This window comes from Methylobacter psychrophilus, assembly GCF_025583945.1.
Classification (GTDB): Bacteria; Pseudomonadota; Gammaproteobacteria; order Methylococcales; family Methylomonadaceae; genus Methylobacter_C; species Methylobacter_C psychrophilus.
The window spans coordinates 1-21,529 of sequence record NZ_JAOEGU010000049.1 but is presented as its reverse complement, the minus strand read 5'-3'; the positions used below and the strand labels follow the sequence as shown (position 1 = coordinate 21,529).

26 protein-coding genes are annotated in these 21,529 nt (G+C 46.1%); 16 read left to right on the top strand and 10 right to left on the bottom strand.

Translation table 11 applies throughout. The features are described from left to right. Positions 1-43: 43 nt before the first annotated feature. Together N7974_RS16675 and N7974_RS16670 are read right to left on the bottom strand one after the other, a co-directional pair. Positions 44-418 (bottom strand): ADP-ribosylglycohydrolase family protein, encoded by a 375-nt coding sequence (locus tag N7974_RS16675; protein ID WP_262966713.1) that lies wholly within the window; start codon positions 416-418, stop codon positions 44-46. Between the two features lie 93 nt (positions 419-511). Beyond that, a complete protein-coding gene (locus tag N7974_RS16670) occupies positions 512-2,836 on the bottom strand; it encodes an AAA family ATPase (protein ID WP_262966712.1) in 2,325 nt (774 codons plus the stop codon). Positions 2,837-3,026: 190 nt separating this feature from the next. Here N7974_RS16670 and N7974_RS16665 point away from each other — a divergent pair, with 190 nt between their 5' ends. The 4 genes from N7974_RS16665 (at position 3,027) to N7974_RS16650 (ending at position 5,961) form a co-directional block, all read left to right on the top strand. After that, positions 3,027-3,302 carry a Sir2 family NAD-dependent protein deacetylase gene (locus N7974_RS16665; protein WP_262966711.1) on the top strand — a complete coding sequence of 92 codons (276 nt, stop codon included), beginning with the start codon at positions 3,027-3,029 and terminating at the stop codon, positions 3,300-3,302. Between the two features lie 742 nt (positions 3,303-4,044). Continuing rightward, positions 4,045-4,596, top strand: coding sequence for a hypothetical protein (locus N7974_RS16660; RefSeq protein ID WP_262966710.1), 552 nt, complete (start codon positions 4,045-4,047; stop codon positions 4,594-4,596). 58 nt (positions 4,597-4,654) lie between these two features. Continuing rightward, complete coding sequence (locus N7974_RS16655; RefSeq protein WP_262966709.1) at positions 4,655-4,912, top strand: hypothetical protein; 258 nt, start codon at positions 4,655-4,657, stop codon at positions 4,910-4,912. A gap of 266 nt (positions 4,913-5,178) precedes the next feature. Then, positions 5,179-5,961, top strand: a complete 783-nt coding sequence (locus N7974_RS16650; protein WP_262966708.1) for a PP2C family protein-serine/threonine phosphatase — start codon at positions 5,179-5,181, stop codon at positions 5,959-5,961. Between the two features lie 34 nt (positions 5,962-5,995). Here N7974_RS16650 and N7974_RS20800 read toward each other — a convergent pair whose 3' ends face one another. The 8 genes from N7974_RS20800 to trfA form a co-directional block, all read right to left on the bottom strand. Then, on the bottom strand, positions 5,996-6,118 hold the full coding sequence (locus N7974_RS20800; protein ID WP_394813125.1) for a poly(ADP-ribose) glycohydrolase domain-containing protein: 123 nt from the start codon (positions 6,116-6,118) through the stop codon (positions 5,996-5,998). 9 nt (positions 6,119-6,127) lie between these two features. After that, positions 6,128-6,406: a hypothetical protein gene (locus N7974_RS16645; protein WP_262966707.1), complete on the bottom strand. Its 279-nt coding sequence runs from the start codon at positions 6,404-6,406 to the stop codon at positions 6,128-6,130. 243 nt (positions 6,407-6,649) lie between these two features. After that, entirely contained in the window at positions 6,650-6,961 is a 312-nt protein-coding gene (locus tag N7974_RS16640; protein ID WP_449566813.1) for a KfrB domain-containing protein, read from the bottom strand. A gap of 41 nt (positions 6,962-7,002) precedes the next feature. Then, complete coding sequence (locus N7974_RS16635) at positions 7,003-8,094, bottom strand: ParB/RepB/Spo0J family partition protein (protein WP_262966705.1); 1,092 nt, start codon at positions 8,092-8,094, stop codon at positions 7,003-7,005. After that, positions 8,095-8,265 (bottom strand): P-loop NTPase family protein, encoded by a 171-nt coding sequence (locus tag N7974_RS20795; RefSeq protein WP_262966704.1) that lies wholly within the window; start codon positions 8,263-8,265, stop codon positions 8,095-8,097. It abuts the gene before it with no gap. Next, the gene (locus N7974_RS16625) at positions 8,262-8,549 is read right to left on the bottom strand and encodes a transcriptional regulator KorA (RefSeq protein WP_262966703.1); all 288 of its coding nucleotides are present in this window, start codon (positions 8,547-8,549) and stop codon (positions 8,262-8,264) included. The genes N7974_RS20795 and N7974_RS16625 overlap by 4 nt, the downstream gene beginning before the upstream one ends. 140 nt (positions 8,550-8,689) lie before the next feature. Next, positions 8,690-9,049 (bottom strand): KleE stable inheritance protein, encoded by a 360-nt coding sequence (gene kleE, locus N7974_RS16620; RefSeq protein ID WP_262966702.1) that lies wholly within the window; start codon positions 9,047-9,049, stop codon positions 8,690-8,692. A gap of 371 nt (positions 9,050-9,420) precedes the next feature. Further along, entirely contained in the window at positions 9,421-10,263 is an 843-nt protein-coding gene (trfA, locus tag N7974_RS16615; protein WP_262966701.1) for a plasmid replication initiator TrfA, read from the bottom strand. A 385-nt stretch (positions 10,264-10,648) separates the two neighbouring features. Between trfA and N7974_RS16610 the strand changes: the two genes are divergently transcribed. The 12 genes from N7974_RS16610 to trbL all read left to right on the top strand — a co-directional run. Beyond that, positions 10,649-11,023 (top strand): helix-turn-helix domain-containing protein, encoded by a 375-nt coding sequence (locus N7974_RS16610; RefSeq protein WP_262966700.1) that lies wholly within the window; start codon positions 10,649-10,651, stop codon positions 11,021-11,023. A 757-nt stretch (positions 11,024-11,780) separates the two neighbouring features. Continuing rightward, positions 11,781-12,761, top strand: a complete 981-nt coding sequence (gene trbB / locus N7974_RS16605) for a P-type conjugative transfer ATPase TrbB (protein ID WP_262966699.1) — start codon at positions 11,781-11,783, stop codon at positions 12,759-12,761. A 3-nt stretch (positions 12,762-12,764) separates the two neighbouring features. Further along, positions 12,765-13,154 carry a TrbC/VirB2 family protein gene (locus N7974_RS16600; protein ID WP_262966698.1) on the top strand — a complete coding sequence of 130 codons (390 nt, stop codon included), beginning with the start codon at positions 12,765-12,767 and terminating at the stop codon, positions 13,152-13,154. Between the two features lie 11 nt (positions 13,155-13,165). Continuing rightward, entirely contained in the window at positions 13,166-13,465 is a 300-nt protein-coding gene (locus N7974_RS16595) for a conjugal transfer protein TrbD (protein ID WP_449566812.1), read from the top strand. After that, positions 13,462-16,014 carry a VirB4 family type IV secretion/conjugal transfer ATPase gene (locus N7974_RS16590; RefSeq protein ID WP_262966696.1) on the top strand — a complete coding sequence of 851 codons (2,553 nt, stop codon included), beginning with the start codon at positions 13,462-13,464 and terminating at the stop codon, positions 16,012-16,014. Before N7974_RS16595 ends, N7974_RS16590 begins: the two co-directional genes overlap by 4 nt. Positions 16,015-16,018: 4 nt before the next feature. Then, positions 16,019-16,777, top strand: a complete 759-nt coding sequence (locus N7974_RS16585) for a VirB8/TrbF family protein (protein WP_262966695.1) — start codon at positions 16,019-16,021, stop codon at positions 16,775-16,777. A gap of 17 nt (positions 16,778-16,794) precedes the next feature. Continuing rightward, a complete protein-coding gene (gene trbG / locus N7974_RS16580; RefSeq protein WP_262966694.1) occupies positions 16,795-17,694 on the top strand; it encodes a P-type conjugative transfer protein TrbG in 900 nt (299 codons plus the stop codon). After that, positions 17,691-18,140, top strand: coding sequence for a hypothetical protein (locus tag N7974_RS16575; protein WP_262966693.1), 450 nt, complete (start codon positions 17,691-17,693; stop codon positions 18,138-18,140). The genes trbG and N7974_RS16575 overlap by 4 nt, the downstream gene beginning before the upstream one ends. 3 nt (positions 18,141-18,143) lie before the next feature. Next, a complete protein-coding gene (locus N7974_RS16570; protein ID WP_262966692.1) occupies positions 18,144-19,535 on the top strand; it encodes a TrbI/VirB10 family protein in 1,392 nt (463 codons plus the stop codon). Between the two features lie 11 nt (positions 19,536-19,546). Then, positions 19,547-20,353, top strand: a complete 807-nt coding sequence (trbJ, locus tag N7974_RS16565; RefSeq protein ID WP_262966691.1) for a P-type conjugative transfer protein TrbJ — start codon at positions 19,547-19,549, stop codon at positions 20,351-20,353. An 11-nt stretch (positions 20,354-20,364) separates the two neighbouring features. After that, entirely contained in the window at positions 20,365-20,637 is a 273-nt protein-coding gene (gene trbK, locus N7974_RS16560; RefSeq protein ID WP_262966690.1) for an entry exclusion lipoprotein TrbK, read from the top strand. 16 nt (positions 20,638-20,653) lie between these two features. Continuing rightward, positions 20,654-21,529: P-type conjugative transfer protein TrbL (trbL, locus tag N7974_RS16555; protein WP_262966689.1), on the top strand; the 876-nt coding region annotated here is incomplete at its 3' end.

Here is a 21,529-nt window from a genome sequence, read left to right as displayed (position 1 = left end):
TGTACGCAAATAGCAACTATAGTGCTGGCATCATTATCCAGATTCACAGATTTGAGGATGGCGTCGGCAAAGTTGTCGGTGGATTAGAAACTCCATAAAGCGCTTCCAGACTATCAATGACATAAGCTGTGCCTTGAATAGCACCTTGGGTTTTATGTCGATAATTACCGTTAACAATAGCCATAAGTTTGGCTTGTCCGATAAAAGCAGTATCGACAAACAGAATTTCGTGTTTGTCCTCGCCCGCCAAGGCACTAAGCAGTTGGCGACAGAAGAGCCGACAGGCATCAAGGCATTCTGGTGCGCCATGGGTTGTTCTGTAACTTTCAATGGCAAAGTCTTCAGCCTGTCGAAACTGAAATAGTAAAATAAAGGACTTGGCGCCAAACGCATCAAATTTCCATTGCCTGCACTCCACGGGGCAGTAGAACCAGCATAGGCCGATGGTAAGGATTCGTGTGTAATGCGACGGGTTGCTAATTCTTGGCAATCAACATGTAGTGAACTACTGTCAATAGACAAAACCGATCTGAGAAAAGGTTTCGCCCTTGGCCAGACACTCTTGTTCCAGTACGGAGATCATGCTGTCTAATGCCAGTGGCGTACCCAGTAAAGTCGCTTGGCGGTTCAGTACGGCAAAGTCGCCTGGGGTCAATTTGGTCAGGCGTTGGATTTGTTGTTTCAGACCCTGTAGCGCTTCGCTATCTTTCGGCAATTCTGCGCCCAGGCGTTGGCTTTCTTGTTGAAACAACGCCCAGCGTTGCTCTGCATGCAGGTAATCAAACTTCACTTTAAAGTCGAAACGGCGCAGCGATGCGCTATCTAGCCTGTCCATCAGGTTGGTGGTGCAGATAAAAATGCCATTGAAGCGCTCCATTTGAGTGAGCATTTCGTTCACTTGGCTCACTTCCCAGTTTTGCCGGGCATTTCGACGGTCGCCGAGCAGACTGTCGGCTTCGTCCAGTAACAAAATCGCACCCTGCCTTCGCGCCTGATCAAACATGCGGGCAATATTACGTTCACTTTGTCCGACATATTTATCCATAATATCCGAGGCGCGTTTGATGAGCATCGGCAACCCTAATTGTTCGGCCAAATGACTGGCGAAAGCCGTTTTTCCGGTACCGGACGCGCCGTAAAAACAAAAATTGCCGCGAGGTGTACGGTGTAAGCCCGCCAGTAATTCCGGGAGTTTGATATTGGTATTGGTAAACATCAAATCATAGCCGGTCGAGCCAGCACTCGGGCTGAGTCCGGGTGTTTTCTTGAGCAGGCGATGGCTGGCGTTTAACACTTGGTGCATAATCACCTCGGCGCTGGCTTGCGATCTTTTTTGACTAAGACTGGCGACGGCAGCGGCTTTGGCGATTTGTCCCAAACTAAAGTCGGGGTGTTTAGCCAATTGTTCGCGCCATTCGGTGCTGATATTAAGATCTTGGGTGGCTTGATTAATCTGCTGACTACGCAAGGTAATCGGTGCTTTATCGATTTTCAGCGAATAATCGAAGCGGCGCAAATAGACCGGATCAATGTTTCTGGCTTTGTTGACGATCCAGATTACCGGTACCGGGTTGTTCTCCAATTGCTGATCAAGCCAGGCTTTGTCTATTCTGTTTGTATTATCATCGTCTTCATCCATAAATGATTGCGATGACGGACGACCAGGAAAAACATCTTCGCCCTGATCAAATAGAATCAGACTGGGCTTGGATTGCTTGGACAGCCAATGTTGAGTGAGTTTGCAAGCTGCAAACCGATCATGATCGACAAAATCAATACCTTCATTGGCCGACCGGCGAACCTCAAACAACGTCGCGCCCAAGCTTTGCGCCAATAGCTTAACCAGTTCGATTTTGCCATGGTCTGCGCAACCTTGAATCAACAGATTGATACCTGTTTGCCGAGTTTCCAAAGCAGCTTGTAAATACGGCAGGATGATATCCAGATCGTTTTGCAGATGTGCATAGTCGCTCAGTTGCAAGGTGCCGGGTTTGCTAAGTCTGAAAAATTGGTTGAGGACAGTTTCACTCGTTTCGTTTTCCAACAACAAAATATCCAGCAAGGTCGGCGGTAATCTAAGTTTGTCTTGCAGTGCGAACGTCTGAGACATGACTTCCAGCCAGCCCAGTTTTCGCAGCGTGCCATTGGGGGCCAGGCATTTTTCGATATCTGCGATAGGCCGTGTGGTCAGGATGCGCAGGTAGTCCTGCAAGGAAGTATCGGTGCAGTGATAGCAATGTTCATTGATAAACGACCTAAAACAAGGATACAGGTTCATCAGCAACCTGACAGCCAGCACTTCCTGTTCGGTCGCACTGAGACTGAATTGATCGGCGATTTGTTTCAAGTTGTTGAATAACGGCCTATTCACGCACATGCCTTCCGTTATCAATTGTTTAAGCCGATCACGCATATGTTTGAATAAATCAGCCTTGTTAACCTTGAACGATAGCTCGGTTAGCGCATCATTATCCGGAAATTCGTCTGGTTCCGGATAGTTGACACCTGGTACTTGAACATCCAATAATCCGGTCAAATCGCCCAGGCTGTTTTCAAACAGCTCGCCAAGCGTTTGAAGGGACATATGCTTCTTCAAGCCCAGAGCCAATCGTAAAACATAAATCGCCGCTAACGGTTTATACGGATCGTGTTGAGCGCGAGGTTGATAGCGGGTAGTGTGGACTCTGCGCACAAAGCTAGGGATTTTCTGGGTTTTTCTGCTGACAGCCATGCTGATTTCCTCACTGATTGATCGATCGATGAGCGTTAGTATAAGATTGCCAAGCGCCAAATCATGTCGTTGATAAATCGAGATATCTGTTACTGGCTCAGTCATTGTGTCGTCGCAATTTGTCGTTCTGAATCTTTATAATATCTATAACATCCAAACAGATTTTCATCCATCAGACAATCGCTGGAACCCACACGACGTGTTTTGTCGTAATTCAGAATTACACTAGCAACAAGACTTACAAATCGGACGGAAAACCGTTTTATCGGTGTTTAATCAATAAAGGAGATTTAGTATGCATTTTGATAACGATCTAATTAGACGATTGAGGGACGCGCAACGGTTGGTGTTTTTCACCGGGGCGGGGATATCCCAAGAAAGTGGCATACTCACTTTTCGGGAAGGTGCGAATAAGATATGGGGCGATTTCGATCCCAAACTATATGCCAGTCAACGTGGTTTTGATGCGCATCCTGCGAAGGTTTGGCAATGGTATTCGGAGCTGCGCCCGCATATTCAAGCGTTACAACCCAATGCCCATCATGTCGTAGCGCTTGGCAAAAAAAAGTAAAGAGCGTCAGCGTCATCACGCAAAATATTGATGGTTTCCATCAACGCGCCTCCGGTAATTATCAATGTAGTTGTCGCCTCGACGGTTAAATCTTACTCTGGTTTGTTCTCTGAATATCACTTCCTTGATAGTATTTTTTTGTTTAGGCTTTGTCTGGGTTAAGGTCTGGATTTTTTCCCAATTACAGGAACTTCCAGTCCAGCGTTGCGGATAACCCTTAGCATTACTGATCTAAGCGAATGGCAGGTCTTGGGGAGTAAAAAACTAAAACCCTATGGCTGGTCATTGATAATCGCTGCGCCCCAATCACTGCCTAAACCTGTTGCTATAAATTGATGGTCTTTCAGTTCGGAGAAGTGCTACTTCCAAGTGCTTCCAGTGCGATCAGATGCCAGCTCAATCCGTAAGATAGCCGTACTAACGGGGTCATTATTATAAAAACGCTTAACAACAAATTATGTCGAATTAATTTCGACTCACTCATAAATTTTTTCCACCAGTTTATAGACGGATAGTAGTGCCAATGACTAAATCATTGCTGAATTTCTATTCGACATGTTCTGTCGTAACCTTAATCGATAATACGTTTTTTTGAATCGCTATCTTTTTGAAATGCACAAAGCGAAAAAGACTTATCAAGTATCCGGTTTATGAGAATTGTAGGTTATTCAGGTCAAATCAAAGCCATAACTCCGGAATTTTTATAAAAAAACGTCTTAACTAAAAACTAACGGTGATCACTATGAATCAAGAAAAAACAAATAAAATCGGCGCATTAAAAACTATCGCTGAATGCAAAAATCTTGAACTTCAAACCAGAAACCAAGGTGACTTAGCTTTCGCCGAAGCTATTTGCGAGCGGATTTATGAAATCAGTATCGATAATCTGAAATCAGAAATCGAGTGTGAACGTTTTTCAATTAATGCCTTAAAGAAAGACAGGCCTGATCTTGTTAAATGCATTAACCGTAAGTCCATTGATTTATTGGTAAAAAAATATCCCGGTTATGCGTCGCTTCGTGAAGTAGAAATCGAATCATTAAAAGCCACCTACAGTTACGAAAAAATTCTCAGACTTAAAAATGGTAAAAGAACACAAGCCACTTATACTTGGCGTTCTATTAAAAATTACGGAATTGTTAGTAAACCCCGAGATACTTCCGGCTTTACTAATCTCAGCGAAATGGGGTTAAAAGATTATTCTTTCGAAGCTATCGTCCTGAAATATCCCAATGCATTTTCTAATAGTGCCGTAGAACAAGCCACCTTTCGTTTCGCGGGTTGCGCCTCATGATTTTAAGGGCTTTATATTAATTGGGGTGACGAATCGCTTTTCTTGGGGACGTATACTGATGGATAAATTAGATCGCAATAGCACTCGAATCCAGGATGGCCTTTCAATGACTTTTTGTTGGCACACTATTGTAATCCGTCTACGCCAGGCGCTTTCACATCTGTTCTTAGACACCGGTGCCTTCATGTCCCATAAACCTTATCCAAATTATGAAGTTTATGCCTTGATGTTAGTCAATGTTCCGGATTTCTGTTGGATCCGGGCCTCTTATCAAAACTCAGAAGTGATCCTGAGCGCCAAAACACAATGGCAATAACGAAGCGTATTAGCACTTCGTTATTCGTTTAATCATCGAGGATGAAATAAATAAATTTATGGTCGTAACAACTACCTGTAAGAGGTTACAGCAGAACGGCATAGTACTGTTCTGGTAGAAAACGTTGCTTCCTTCGAAAATATCAGTGCAATAGCGAGTGAGTGCGAATCTTTAGTTATCAACCCAATTAAACATAACAACCTTTTTCTCAACTACCTGCTTGATGCTCGGCATCAACATCAGGCTCTAACTGGCAAGATATAGCAATGTTAAATCGTTTAAGCAAGTTAATCCGTTATTTTAAAGCACCAACTTTTACTACCGCCTCCTTATGTCAAACAGGCGGACGAGAAACTAATGAAGATCGTCTGGCGTGGCAAACAGTTAATCAGGATTCTGGTTACTGGGTTGTTGCCGATGGTTTGGGAGGCCATCATTTCGGTGAAATGGCAGCCGGAATTGTTATCAAAACAGTCAGCGAGGAGTATTCAGCTCATTCCGAAATTACAACGGGTAATATCCGCTATTTATTAAACCAATCAGACCTACGTATTTTAAACAAACAACAAATTATTCCTGGCGGCGAAAACATGGCTAGCACGGCTGTGCTTTTAATGATGGATAATCGCAGGGCAATATGGGGGCATATTGGTGATTCGCGACTATATCGCTTTCGTAATGGCCAATGTAAATGCCTGACGAGTGATCACACTATGGCTCAATTACTGGTAAACACAGGGCAAATCAATGCAAAACAGATTCATTCATATCCAGAGCGCAATAACTTGTTGCAATCGCTGGGCGGCAAAGTTTTTCGGATGAATATCGCTAAAGCGGAGAAGTTTAAAATAGGTGATGTTTTTCTGCTGTGTAGTGATGGCTTTTGGGAATATCTCTCGGAAGAAGAAATGCTGATTTATCTTCAGGCGGATATTCCAATAGAAAAATGGCTGCTGCAATTAGAGCAACAATTATTAAAAAATGTCCCTAAGCAATATCAACAAGCAAATAATGATAATTACACGGCGTTAGCTGTGAGAGTTGAGTAGCGATGATTTATCCTACAAATCTGAAAAAACCTCATTAAAATTTTCTTTCTTCCTGTGCTCTTGCACCTGACAAAAATCTACCGCCTCGCGTAATACCATTGGCAAAGTTAAGTGCAAGAAGTCGCAAACCGCTTTCAACGAGCCTATGCGCAGCAATAAGCGTTGTTTAATTGGCAACTTGTATGCGTGTCTCACCGTGGACGATAGGCTGAAATACCTGCAAAGCATCTGTCGGCGCTATGCTTGTTTTATTGTCACGAGCCGCTTGCACAAAGTAACGCCCATCAAGCTTGATGCCGTCTGCGTTGTAATAATAGCCCTGTTGAGCAGCTTCAAGCGCAGACTGAGCAAGCGCTGAAGCTGTTGATCGCGAGATATCCAGCGCCGATTTTATAGACTCGGCAATATCGTCTGAATCATGATGGGGAAGAAAGTAAAAATTCAATTTTTGGTTGGAAACAGCTAGTCTTTCATTACGTTAACCGATAGAAGGCATCTTGGCTTATGTCTTAATAACCATCAAAGTTATTTCGTACTCGTTCCTTAGCCGCCTCCCGGGAGGTTGCATGCTCTCCATAAACAAGAACGGTGCAGGTGTCTACTGATTAGGACATGATAAGAAGTCCTATGCACTCTCGTCATTGCTCGCCCAACCCATCCTTCTGGTGTTAATCCAGTGACTTGCTCGCTAAATTTTCCGTGATTGTTTTTGCACTAGTGCAGCCTCAGAAACAACGGCTTTACCCTCAGCGCTATAGCTGATGCTTTTGGTCTCGCCGGATTCGGGCAGCTTTACAAAATCTGCCCGCTCATGGGTAATGTATTGCCCTTTCCCGATTTGTTGATACACCGTTGTTTTATCTGCATACAAGATAACACCTGCATATTCTTTTGTTTTATCCGCCTTGTTTGCCGTATAAATATTGTAGATGCCGGGTTTAACTCCCCTCGCCTTTTCAACCTTAATATTGCGCCACTGACCTTGATCTTCTTGCTGCATTGAGCACTGACCGTTCATTATAAGTAATCGTTGCTTCATGCCTATCCCTCTAAAATCGCAGTCAGTTGAACATCACCTAAGGCCGCTTCAAATTCGTCACCATCATCTTCATATTTTAACCACGCAACCCCCTCGGCTGAGGGCCTACGATCCAGCATTAACCGTGCAACCCGATTATTATGCTTAACTTTCACAATCGCTTTTTTAAATTTGCCTTGGTCCGCTTGATGTCCGGAGCTTTTACCACCGCTTATCTCAGCCAAGCTAATCCCACCATCGGTGTCAGAACCATAAGAAGAGGCTGCGGTATCAATACTGGCGTGACGACTATCCTGAGCAGGCTTAGTTCCTCCCTCCGGATATAAGTCACTATCACCACCGGGCATATCTGTGGCTAGTTCACCTTCTTGCTCTTTATGGGTAAGATAAGTGCGTAGATACTTCATGGAGCCGCGGGTAAACTCCTGACTTTCATCATTGACCCAAGTATCTACTTCCTCAGGATAATTGTGATGCAACTGTACCAATTCATAAATAATGGTCACATCAGTAATTCGCTGATTACGAAAAGCCGTAGCGATAGACTTGGGCAATTTTAATAGTGAGGAATATTGCGTTACATACCCTGCCGTTTTGCCAATGCTTTCCGCTATTTCCTTTTTTTTCATGCCTCTTTTAAGAAATTCACCAATAGCAGTGGCAATCTCTAACGGTGTATTACCCTCACGAAGCAAATTTTCAGTGAGTTGATCGGTTCTTGTGTAATCATTATCGATATGTGCAGGTATCGTCTTTTTACCGGCAATTTTCGACGCTCTAAATCGACGCGCACCATGATTTATGATGAAGTGGCCTGGTTTTTCCGGATTATTGTGTACTGAAATGGGGGTTTTTACCCCTCGCCTGGTAATTGATTTTACCAGCTCGTTTAATTTTTCTTCTGAGAAGCCCGGATTATCTTCGCGTCTCGGCTGATGTGGGTCTTCAACAATCAGATTGAGATCCAAATCAAGTAGTTCTTTTTTGTAAGCAGTCACTGGATCGGTCGGCGTAGGGAGTCGAGAGGATGGATCACTAAAGGCGCTTACGCCAAGACTGGACGGGGGTAACTCTGTTATTTTGGCATTGCGCATTTATTTGCTCTCCATTTTGTTATCGCTGAAATCGGCTAAAGTCCTTACTTTTGTGTCGGCTTTGCAAACCTTCTTTCGTAACCCACGTTGAGCAAAGTCAAATGCTAGCGGTTTTAACGTAGAGGTTTTACCTGCTCCGTATTTTTGGTTAGCGGTTACCAACGTTTTCATTTGCCACTTCTTTGGGCTTCTTTTTCCCACTGCTTGACTATAAATGCTTGGTGTTCTGGCAGAATCGCCGTAACTTCCACAAACTTGTCTGGAATGTTAAGCGCTTTTAGATGAATTTTCCAAACCCGACCCACAATTTGTGAGACGGCTCCCCGCGTGATCTGCTTAGCTCTGGCGTAGTCTGATTGGGATTTCCCGTCGACTAAAACACCCTCCGCAATCTCCAGAGTGCTTTCTCCCATCGTTAACCTGCTGGTTGCTTGAATGAATTGATCTCTAGTCATTCGTTTCATTAACAATGCCATCGGAGGTTATAAACCATGATTTAATTCTAGGCTTTTGGAAAAAGGAGAGGATCGCTCGCATAGGATCCAATTTAGCTAAACAATTCTACCAAGAATATCAGTTTAGCGGCTAAATCTTTTCAAAATGCCTTTGGTCTATACAAATAAACAAATAGTGATAAGAAAATGTACAAAACGCCATGTATCAATGCCTGAAGAGTCGCCTGGATTGCCGGTGTGTTTGCATAATAAAGCGCCCTTAAAAGTTGGAAAACGACATCCATTGCTGCTAGCCAATTAAGCAGAGGCCAAAATAGACCCAAAAACAACCAGACTAGCCCAATAATCGAGACCTGAATCCTTTTCCAGCAGGCAATTTTATTAGCCTTTATCGAACTATTAGAACCATTTTTGGTAATAAAAGAATCCTCAGCAGGGTCGATAGGAATGGATGCCGTACGAATATGCAGAGGAAACTGATAAAGTTTCGCTGATTTCATTTTACCGCCTATAGCTTTTGCTGTTTGACAACCTGTTGGTATGACAACTGATGGGTTTTCAGAAAAATCGTGAACAAGATAAGCCTTATGATTAAAGAAAGATTTAAAAAAAGATTAGAAAAAGATTAGCTGATTTTTTTAAAATTCTTAAAGGCATGCGGTATAAGGGATCCAGACCATTTTAATGATTTTTCTTGTGCCCCGTATCCCGTCAAAGCCGTGTCTCGTATCCCGTGAATAGCGTGCCCCGTATCCCGTGGAATCGGTGCCTCGTATCCCGTGAGTGTGTCTCGTATCCCGTGACAAGTGTGCCTCGTATCCCGTGCTTTTGTGTCTCGTATCCCGTGAAAGGGGTGGCCCGCATTCGGTGTTTATTGATTGATAAGGTAACGCTGTTGTGAGGGTGTAGGGGGTTTATTGATGATGACATTATCGCCCTCAAAATCGAAACCCATGATGAATGCTATTTTTTTGAGTTCGTTTAATGCGGCAATCAACTTCCTTTTGAAACCTCTGATTGCCTTATTACTACTGCCGCTAAACGAGCGAATTGTCTCTATCTTGATAGGATACGGTTTGGCATGCGTTGCCAAATAGCCGTGCAACCATAGCGCTAAAGGTTTTCCCCGTAATAACTGCCGGTCTTGCCAATCAATGGCAGTCCAACCGCCCTCGTAGAAAGTGAGTATCTTTGGGTTGAAAATAACCACATAACGACCACTTTCATCATCACGCATAAACTCTAACAAACTCCCGCCATAGGTTTTCCGTTCTTGTTGGTTGGTTAATTCAACCCCACAACCCATGAGCCGCGCAAATGAATTTTTTAACCACTCATGCTCGCTTTTCCCGGTTTTTCGACCTAAGGCCTTTAAAAAACCATACACAGAAAAGTCGCAACGTGTACCTAACGGATGAAGCCTGGCTAAATGTAAAGCCTGCTCCCACACATCAAGGTCTGATTGGTCTAATTGAATGCCTGTAAAACGAATTTGCAACCCTTTCTGACAAGCTAAAAGCTCACGCTGAAATACCGCCCTGTTTTTACCTTGCACGGCGGCAAATAATGCGCCGCGTAAAACCGGATTGGGTATCCCTCTCGTCGGCTCCGGCCAGATGGGAAGCTGATAAACCTTACTATCCTTTGCTCGGGCAGAAACATGCTTGCCTAAATTAGCGATCCGTTGTTGAAAGGCGCTATCACTGAGGCTCATGGGAACACCGCACGGTCAGTGTGAGTTGATTGATGAGGGCAAATAACACATTAATTATTCCAATAGAAATCATCATTCATTGAATACACCTTAGTTGATAGGTGGTGAAACTCGTTACCTGCTCCACTTTCAGCTATAACAGCCCTGGACAACAAATATCGTTATACTGAGAATTTATATTTGTCATCATTATAACGATATTTTATTAATCCAGTCAATAAAATGTCAGAAAAAATCCATTCTGCAAAATAGGTAAAAAACCCTTTATACTACTCGGAACATCAATGACGAATGCCATCAACTCCATAGCCATACTAAAGAAAATGTTTTATCAAAAAACGACCAAAAAATTTAGCGGCTTAATTTCTCGGGCAATAAATAACTAATGTATAACCAAATATTTTTTACCAATATTCTCCGAATACTCGATGAAAAGGGGATCACAAAAGAACAACTCTCAAAAATGTCGGGGGTATCTATGGGCTTTATTTGTGATTTAACCAACGGTAAAAGTAATCCGTCTTTACGAATTATGGAAAATATAGCCGATGCACTGGATATCTCTTTACCCGCGCTTCTTGAAGAAACAGACATGGACAGCAAAACATTAGAGGCCTTAACGGGTGGTCAACTCAGAGGCGTAGCGGAAGGCTATGAACGCGTGTCTTTAATACTGCCGTCTCATCAAGCATTTATCGCCAAGCAATGGGCAAAAGAAGCTAAGGAGCACCTAAAGAAAAATACAGCAGAAAACCTATAAAAATAACCTGCATAACCCAATTGCTAGAAGCTTTAAGCGTAAGTTCTACACAATCAATAACAATTAGAGCATGACGGATACGCAGATTGACTAATCCGAAGCACTTTTCAGCGCCCTATACCCGTCCTATTTGTAGTTTCTCCATTAACTATGTCGGTCAAGGCATTTAAAAAGTAGTCTTATTATCTGATAAACAAAGTTGTTTAGACTTTGAAAGTTTATCGTTACACCATGGTCGTATGTACGTCACATCACATCAAAAGAGGTTTTCTGCTTTTACCCACTATCCACCGGCACTCAAACCCCAGAAAATAAAACCTCATCTTTACACAAGCGTTACAGTGACTAAACTCAATAACTTGAGCCTTAAATTATGCAAATTCTAGGCCAAAACAGACTAATCTTTGGGATTTTTTACCTCCCCTCCCCTTGCACATAGGTTTCCCACGCTCCGAGTAATGGGTGAATATAACTCCCACTCAATCTTCAAACCCTTTCTTTTCATCAAAGCTTCCGCAAAAATAGCGACTTATCGCCATCCAAAACTGCATCGAAAACACGCCAATAAATCAGCTTAATTAAAAGGCGTTAAGTTTAAATCGATAGGATTGCGAATAACAGCAGTTGCATAAAGATCAGTGACACACCTAAATATCTTCGATATTTTCTTCATTACATTAAAATTAGATTAAAAAATTAGCATTATCGATATATTATGTAATAATGCGTCAAACTACTTACCGAGCGATGACTCGATATGCCAAACCTACCTCATCAAGACGATCAACTTCAGGACTCTGTAAAGGCACGCGCCAAGATCAAACTGGAGCGTGATCTCGGCCCGGACATTATGGCGGCTCTCGCCGATCCTAAAACCGTCGAAATTATGCTAAATTCCGATGGCAAACTTTGGCAGGAACGGCTTGGCGAAAAGATGCGGCCGATAGGCACACTATCGGTGAGTCGTAGCGAATCAATCATTAAGACTATCGCAGGCTTCCACGGCAAAGAAATCACCAAGGGTAGACCCCTTATAGAATGCGAACTGCCCCTCGATGGCTCTCGCTTTGCCGGGCAGTTTCCACCTATCGTGCCAGCCCCCACTTTTGCGATTCGAAAAAAAGCAGTCGCCATCTTCACCCTGGATCATTACGTCGCGACTGGCATCATGTCCCAGGCACAGTTAGCCGTCATTGAAACCGCCGTCAAAAATCACCGTAATATTTTAGTAACGGGAAGTACCGGCTCAGGTAAAACCACCCTGGTCAACGCCATCATCAACCACATGGTCATCATTGATCCCACCGAGCGCATCGTCATCATCGAAGATACCGGTGAAATTCAGTGTGCGGCTGAAAATTTTGTCCAATATCACACCACGTTCGACATTACCATGACGATGTTACTCAGAACGACCCTGCGCATGCGTCCGGATCGGATACTGGTGGGTGAAGTGCGCGGACCGGAAGCGTTAGACCTGCTGATGGCCTGGAACACTGGTCATGAAGGGGGAGCCGCAACCCTACATGCCAATAATGCCCGAGCGGGACTGGATCGACTGGCCTTGTTGATCAGTATGCACCCGGACTCCCCCAAACAGATTGAACCGCTGATTGGCGAAGCGGTGCACTGCGTTATTCATATCGCCAGAACCCAAGAAGGTCGTCGCATAACGGAAATAGTAGAAATACTTAGGTTTGAAGACGGGAAATACATCACTCAAACGTTAGGAGCATAAAAAATGAAGTTAACCCATGTTAATAAAACGTCGTGGTTGTTGCTGTTAATGCTGTGGGTCATCACCCCGGCAATCGCAGAGGCCTCGGTGGGTACTGGCGGTGGCTTGCCCTACGAAACCTGGCTCACCAGTTTGCAAAATTCGGTAACCGGTCCGGTCGCCTTCACACTATCTATCATCGGTATTGTGGTGGCCGGGGGCGTGCTGATTTTTGGCGGTGACCTCAATGGCTTTTTCAGAACCTTGATATTTATTGTTCTGGTCATGGCCTTACTCGTCGGTGCACAAAATATTATGTCAACCTTATTTGCCAGAGGTGCCGTCATTACGCCATCGGCTAAGGGTGATGCAGCCAGTACTCTCATAATGACCCGCACAGGGGGTAACAACTAATGGCGCTGCGTGTGATACCTATTCGGCGGGCCGGCAATAGAACCCATCTGTTTATGGGGGGCGATCGCGAGTTAGTGATGTTCACCGGGCTCATCGCCTTTGCACTGGTATTCAGCGCCCAAGAACTCAGAGCATCCCTCTACGGCATGGTACTGTGGCTGTGTTCGCTATATCTGCTAAGACTGATGGCAAAAGCCGATCCCCAAATGCGCTTTGTTTATCTTCGGCATCGTCGTTACCAGCGCTATTACCCGGCACAAAGTACGCCGTTCAGAATAAACTCGAACCGTCAGGGGCAACAATACCGATGATAGAAGCACTGACTTGGATTATTGCCGGGTGTGGCATCGCGCTGGTGGTGATGCTATTGTCACTCATTGCCAGGGCCAATAAAGACCGAAAGTTAAGCAAACATCGTTCAAAAGAGGCCAGCGTTGCTGACTTGCTCAATTATGCAGCCGAAGTGGATGATGGCATCATCGTTGGCAAAGATGGTTCCTTCATGGCCGCCTGGCTCTATACCGGAGACGACAAGGATAGCAGCACAGAGCAAGATCGCGAGTCGATTTCAGCGCGTATTAACCAGGCTTTAGCCGTGCTTGGCAACGGCTGGATGATCCATGTCGATGCGGTGCGAAGACCCGCGCCCGCCTACGCTGATCGTGGCTTATCCGCGTTCCCCGATGCCATTACCGCTGCCATAGACGAAGAAAGACGGCGACTATTTGAAGGTTTGGGGACCATGTACGAAGGCTATTTTGTGTTGACCATCACTTATTTGCCACCGTTGTTAAACGAGCGCAAATTTATTGAGTTGATGTTCGAGGATGATGCCGAACCTCCTAACAACAAGAGCCTCACCCGCGATCTGCTTGGCCATTTTACGCGCGAATGTCACAACATCGAAACGCGCCTGTCATCAGCACTTAAATTAACCCGCCTGAAAGGCAATAAAATAGTTACCGAGGCCGGTGCAACGGTCACGCACGATGATTTCCTGCGCTGGTTACACTACTGCATTACCGGCATCAATCAACCCATCCAGTTACCCACCAACCCCATGTACGTAGACTGCCTCATCGGTGGTCAGGAACTGTGGACCGGGGTCATACCCAAAATAGGCCGTCACTATATTCAGGTCGTTGCTCTCGGTGGCTTCCCGTTAGAATCGACGCCAGGTATGTTAACCGCGCTGGGAGAATTACCCATTGAATACCGCTGGTCATCACGGTTCATCTTTATGGAACCCCACGAAGCGTTAAAGCATCTGGAAATATTCAGAAAAAAATGGAAGCAGAAAATTCGCGGAATTTTTGACCAGGTGTTTAACACCCATGCGGGGCCGATAGACCAAGATGCGTTAGCCATGGTTGAGGACGCCGAAGCCGCCTTGGCTGAAGTCAATAGCGGCGTGGTTGCACAAGGCTATTACACCAGCGTGGTCATCCTAATGAACGAGGATCGGAAAGTGGTCCAGGACTGTGCCAGACGCGTCGAAAAAGCGATCAACGCCACCGGGTTTACCGCCCGCATAGAAACCATCAATACCATGGAGGCCTATTTAGGTAGCTTGCCAGGACACGGGGTTGAAAACGTGCGGCGACCGCTGATTAATACCATGAACCTTGCCGATCTGGTGCCGACCAGTACTATCTGGACTGGTCGCGTCGATGCGCCTTGTCCGATGTACCCACCCTTGGCACCTGCCCTGATGCACTGTGTGACCCAGGGATCGACGACCTTCCGCTTGAACCTACACGTTAACGATCTTGCGCATTCCGTGGTGTTTGGCCGCACTGGCTCAGGCAAGTCGACCTTACTGGCGCTCATAGCTGCCCAACTACGGCGATACCCCAATATGACCCTTTATGCGTTCGATAAAGGCCTGTCTTTATACCCGCTAACCGCCGCCATCAGAGCCAGTACCCAAGGGGTCAGCGGTCAACACTTCACCATTGCCGGTGACGATGACAAGCTCGCCTTTTGCCCGCTGCAATTTCTCGAGACCCGCGCGGACAGAGCCTGGGCGATGGAATGGATTAATACCATTCTGGCCTTAAACGGCCTGGTCACCACGGCTGCACAGCGCAATGACATCGCCAGCGCCATCGTCAATATGGAAAAGAACCAGGCGTATACGCTATCCGAATTTTCTGTCACCGTTCAAGATGAACAGATTCGTGACACCATCAAAAATTACACGGTGGATGGCGCCATGGGCCACCTGCTGGATGCTAAAACCGACGGTTTACGTTTGTCCGATTTTACCGTCTTTGAGATTGAGGAGTTGATGAACTTGGGTGATCGTTACGCACTGCCAGTATTACTGTATTTATTCCGGCGCATTGAGCGGTCCTTGCAAGGCCAACCTGCGGCAATACTCTTGGACGAAGCCTGGCTCATGCTGGGCCATCCCGTGTTCCGCGAGAAAATTCGTGAATGGCTAAAGGTGTTGCGTCGGGCTAATTGCTTTGTGCTGATGGCGACACAAAGCCTTACTGACGCGGCCAACTCAGGCATCTTTGATGTCATTATTGAGTCCACGGCCACCAAGTTGCTGTTACCCAATGTTTACGCCAGGGATGAGGATACCGCCAATTTGTATAAACGGATGGGGCTTAATACCCGGCAAATCGACATGCTCGCGACCGCCATTCCGAAACGTCATTACTACTATCTGTCTGAAGTTGGCCGCAGGCTTTTTGATCTGGCCATTGGCCCGCTGACCATGGCTTTTGTCGGGGTCTCCGACAAAGAGTCTTTAGCGCTCATCAGGCATCTGGAGTCGATTCACGGAAATGGCTGGGTGGGTGAATGGCTTGCTCTCAAAAACTTACGACTTGAAGATTATCAGGTATAAAACCATGCACGCTAAAAAATCCAAAACAACCATTAGTGATCCACGCCGTAGCCACGAAAAACTGCTCGGCGGTCGTCGCTTGGGTGAAAATGAAAACCCTTATTTGTCGGCAAGACGCACCTGGAACGATCACATGCAAACCGTGATGTCGTCACGGCAAGCCTGGCAAATCATGGGGATTTTGTCCTTACTGGTGGCGCTGGTGGGGGTGGCCGGTATGATTCACATTGGCCAACAATCAAAATTCATACCCTATGTGATACAGATGGATAAATTGGGCCAAACCGCCGCTGTCTCTGTCGCTGATAAAGCCGCTCCTGCAGACCAACGGGTGATAGCCTCAGTCCTTTCTACCTGCATAGCGAATGCACGTATGGTAACGCCCGATGTGGTGTTGCAACGCAATGCGGTATTTGCCGTCTACGCGATGTTACCGGCTAACGCGCCGGCCACGCAAAAGATGACCGAATTTTACAATGGCACCGATGCATCCAGTCCGTTCAAACGTGCCACCCAGGAAATGGTCAGCACTGAAATCAGCTCGGCTATGGCACTGACTCCGGAAACCTGGCAAGTCGACTGGCTGGAAACGACACGGGACCGACAAGGTGTTATGAAAGGTCGACCGGTGCCGATGCGCGCCATGATAACTATTTTCATCGCTGCACCCACATCTGCCACAACAGAAGAGCAATTGCGGAAAAATCCGATGGGGATTTTCATTCGGGATTTTTCGTGGTCAAGACAGCAACAAACCAATTAATTTTAAAGGCGCCCGGTATGAATAAGCACCTAACTTCACTCTTAGTAACCGTCCTGCTCACTACCGGTCAGGCATCAGCTAACCAAGATATAGCCGAGCTGTATTTCTCGGATAAGAATCCGGTTTTAACCCGACAGGAACAACAGGCAATGGCGATTGCTAATAAGTGGAAAGGCCACAATGCGATCGGCATGGCGCCGACATCAGGAAAAAATGGTGTAGTAACGTACCTGTTTGGGATTCAACAGCCCAGTGTCGTTTGTGCCGTGTTGCAAGTCTGTGATGTGGCCTTGCAGGCCGGAGAACAGGTGAATTCGATCAACCTGGGGGATACGGCCCGGTGGACCATTGAGCCGGCTATTACCGGCCGGGGTGCTACTGAAGTACAACACATTATCATAAAACCGATGGATGTCGGCCTGGAAACCTCGTTAGTGGTAACCACAGACCGCCGTGCCTATCATATAAGGTTACGCTCACACCGAACAGAATACATGCCACAAGTGACGTTTGCCTACCCGGATGAAGACCAAACCAAATGGGATGTGTACCGTAACCACGCCCTAAAGGAACGCCAGGACAAAACCCTGCCACAAACGGGTGAATACCTGGGCGACCTTGATTTTGCGTATGAAATAACACCCAACGGTTCTATAGCCTGGACCCCCATCAGGGTTTTTAATGATAAGCAAAAAACCATCATCCAGATGCCCGAGGCCATGGCACAATCAGAAGCCCCCACTTTACTGGTGGTGCGTCGGGAAGGCGGAGTTTTTGAGGACGATGAAACCGTACAAGTTAACTATCGCATACAAGGCAACCGCTATATTGTCGATACGGTTTTTGATTCGGCCATGCTTATCGCCGGAGTAGGAGGAAATCAAGACGCAGTAGCGATAAAAAGGGTGAAGAAATGAAACATTTATTAGTGACATTTTTCTTTCTAAGTAGCTTGCCAGGCTGCGCGACAGTTCGAAACGATCATTTTACAACCACATCGGTTCCCGTTGAACTGGGTAACAGCCTGGCAGCCGATGCCATCAAACAATTGCAAATCCAGTATCCACCTGCACACACGACATTCAACATTGGTCAACCGGTGCTTAAAACAGATAGTTTTGGCACCTCTCTGGTGTTGCAGATGCGTGAAAAAGGCTACGCTGTGCAAACGTTTGCCCCCACACAACCCGCCGCTGCATTGACTGGATTAAGCACTCACTACACGGTTGACCAGCCTGGAGCCTGCTTGGTCACCGGACTCTATCGCGTGCAATTGACAGTAGGCAAAGCGATCTTAACCCGAGCCTACACGGCCGGAAATAACACGGCTATCCCCGCCGGTGCCTGGGCAAAAATGGAGTAAAACATGCAGCAGCAATCGACTGAAAATGAAGACACGATGTCGCCGGCACTATCACCCGGCGAAGCCTCTGAAAGCAGCGGTGTCAGACGAGTCAACAACCTACCCCTATTTCTGATTGGCGGTGCAACACTCACCTTCCTGGTCATCATGGTGTTGGTCGCGGCAGATCGAGCCGCTAAACAAAATAGAGTCGGTGACAAAACCGAGCAGGAGAAGGTTATCAATACCAGCATGGCCGCTCATGAAATAGCCGGTAACTACCTCAGCGGCCTCATACCGATAGCAACAAAGCCTTTAGAAATGCCTCCGCTACCGATGGCTTCAGAAACACCAGCCGTGACCAGGCCAGCCAGCCTGGATGCGCCGCCACAACCGCCGAACCAAGCCAATCAACCAAACCAGCCACCTACACCTGGAGAGGATTTAGCCGCTCGTATCCGGCAAGTTAAGTTACAACAATTTGAAGAGGCGGTTAAATCGAAAACGACGGTCAGCATAGTAGCGCCACGTAGTCCGGGATCGGCACCTGTAGCCCCCGATAAATTATCAGCACAACAAGCGCTGCTGGCACAACAGATTGCCGCGAACCAGTCGACGGAAACCGATCCGATAATCGCCTACAAAAAACGTCTCGCGCAACTAAAAGATACCGGTATTATTAATAACGAGGGTAGTACAGAGACAACACCACAACTGGTGAACACGGCAGCATCAGCTGAGGACAAGAATAACATCAACCAGTATGCAAACAATGGACAAGGTGATCGCTGGCGCTTGGACGCAAAACCAGAACCACCGCATTCACCGTATGAATTAAGAGCGGGCTTTGTCATACCGGGTACGCTGATATCCGGGGTAAATTCACAATTGCCAGGCCAGATTATGGCGCAAACGTCGCAGGATGTTTTCGACACTGCCACTGGCAAACACAAGTTGTTTCCCCAAGGCTCGCGTCTGGTAGGCACCTATTCCAGCGAAGTTGCTTACGGGCAAGCGCGCGTATTGATTGCATGGCAACGACTTATCTTCCCTGATGGCAAAGCCATGGACATCGGTGCCATGCCAGGCGCTGACGGCGCAGGCTATGCCGGTTTTAAAGATCAGGTAGACAACCACTATGCACGCATCTTTGGTTCAGCATTATTAATGTCAGCCATCACCGCAGGCGCAGCTTATAGCCAACAAAACCAAAATACCGGCAGCATTTATGCACCCAATGCACAAAGTACGCTGAGCAGCGCCTTAGGCCAACAACTAGGGCAAGCAACAGTACAAATGATTACCAAAAATATGAATATTGCACCCACCCTGGAAATTAGACCCGGTTATCGGTTTAACATTCTGGTGACTAAAGATTTAACCCTCAGTAAACCTTATGAAGCATTTGATTATTAAAGGAGAAAGCCTTGAAAACGCTAAAACTCACCGTGACTACGTCAGTAACAAAGCTAATTGCTGTTATCTTGGTCAGCTTATCATCACCGACGCCATCTTTTGCCGGCATCCCGGTTATTGATAGCACCAATCTATCGCAAAATATGTTGTCGGCAACAGAAGAAATTGCGCAGACGCTTAAACAGGTACAGCAATACTCCACACAGCTGTCGCAGTATTCTACGCAATTGCAGCAATACTCAAATATGATGCAGAATACCGCAGCGCCTAGCTCATTCACTTGGGCTAACGCATCGCAAACCATATCCGGATTAACCAACACCCTAAATACCTTGTCTGGCTTCCAGAGCCAATTTGGATCGCTAGCCAATTATGTGAACAACTACCAAAATCTAAACCAATATGCGAATTCTGCCTGTTTCAATAGTATTGCCTGCACCCCTGGCGCATTAGCCAGTCTGAACAATACGCTTAAATTGGGATCACAAGCGCAGCAAAAAGCGAATGCCGCAGAAATACAAGCTATCGACAGCCAGCAAACCGCATTGCAAACCGACGCGGCGACACTTCAAAGGCTGCAAGCCAATGCACAAAACGCATCCGGACAAATGCAAGCCATCGGTTATGCCAATCAACTTGCCAGCAATCAAGCGAACCAGCTATTGCAGTTAAGGGCTCTACTGATAGCCCAACAAACAGCAGAAGCCACGCGCAATCAAGTCATCGCCGATCGTGAGGCTCAACAAGCCGCCGCTGATCAAAGTTGGCGCAAGGATACACTAATACCCGTCACACATAACAATTGGACACTTCGCTAGAGGATATGCTGATGAATTACAAATACATAAAAATTGCCATGTTTTTGCTCTTAACCGCTTGCACCCAGGAACCACAGGAAACTGCGAAATCAACTGACAGTCTGGTCAATGCAATCAAGTCCCCTGAACAAACGAAGGCAGTACCGGAAGTCAATGATGCGAATTGCCAGTTTGAATATATGAAATCTATTACAGATAAGTACGTTCAACAAACATTGGCCGATAACTGTGCTCGTCGCAACACGCTTAAGCCAACCGAACATAAACCCTGGACTCTTAGATAACCGAGCAGGAGTGAGCATGAAAAAAATATCAATAATCCTTGCGGTTTTCCTGATTATTAAAACGCCCGAAGCACTTGCCGCAATAAATGGCCAAGGCATCTTTGATGATGTAGAAAACAAATTTAAAATAGCCGCCTCTAGTTGGGCTGCCAGCCTAACAGCCAGAGCATCTTGGTTATTCTGGGTACTCGCAACGATTTCCATGGTGTGGACACACGGCATGTTGTTGTTCCGTAAAGCCGACATTGCGGAATTTTATGGAGAATTTATTCGTTTTATTGTTTTCACCGGGTTTTTCTGGTGGCTGCTTACCAACGGCCCGACAATGGCAATTGACGTAATAGAATCAATGCGAGTGCTCGGAGGTACAGCATCTGGAATTAACGGAAGCACACCATCTGGCATTGTCGATGTAGGCTTTAAAATATTTAATAATGTTGTTCAACAGTCTTCAATCGCCAGCCCTATTATCAGTACTGCCGGCCTCATTATGGCCATCATAGTTATTGCCATTCTTGCATTAATCGCAGCAAACATGCTTATTTTGATTGTGACTGGATGGGTACTTGCGTATGCGGGGGTTTTTTACCTGGGTTTTGGCGGTAGCCGATGGACTTCGGATATTGCAATCAGTTACTTCAAGACCGTCCTCAATATTGGCATCCAACTGATGACTATGGTTCTACTGGTGGGTATTGGCCAACAGTTTATCAATGGCTATTACGCCCAAATGGATGCCAACATGAATCTGAACGACATGGCTGCAATGTTGGTCGCTGCCATTGTTCTACTGGTGCTCGTTAACAAAATTCCACCGATGATCGGACATATTGCCCAAGGCGGTGGAGCACATGCTTTGGGTGGTGGATTTGGTGCGGGTTCGGCCATAGCC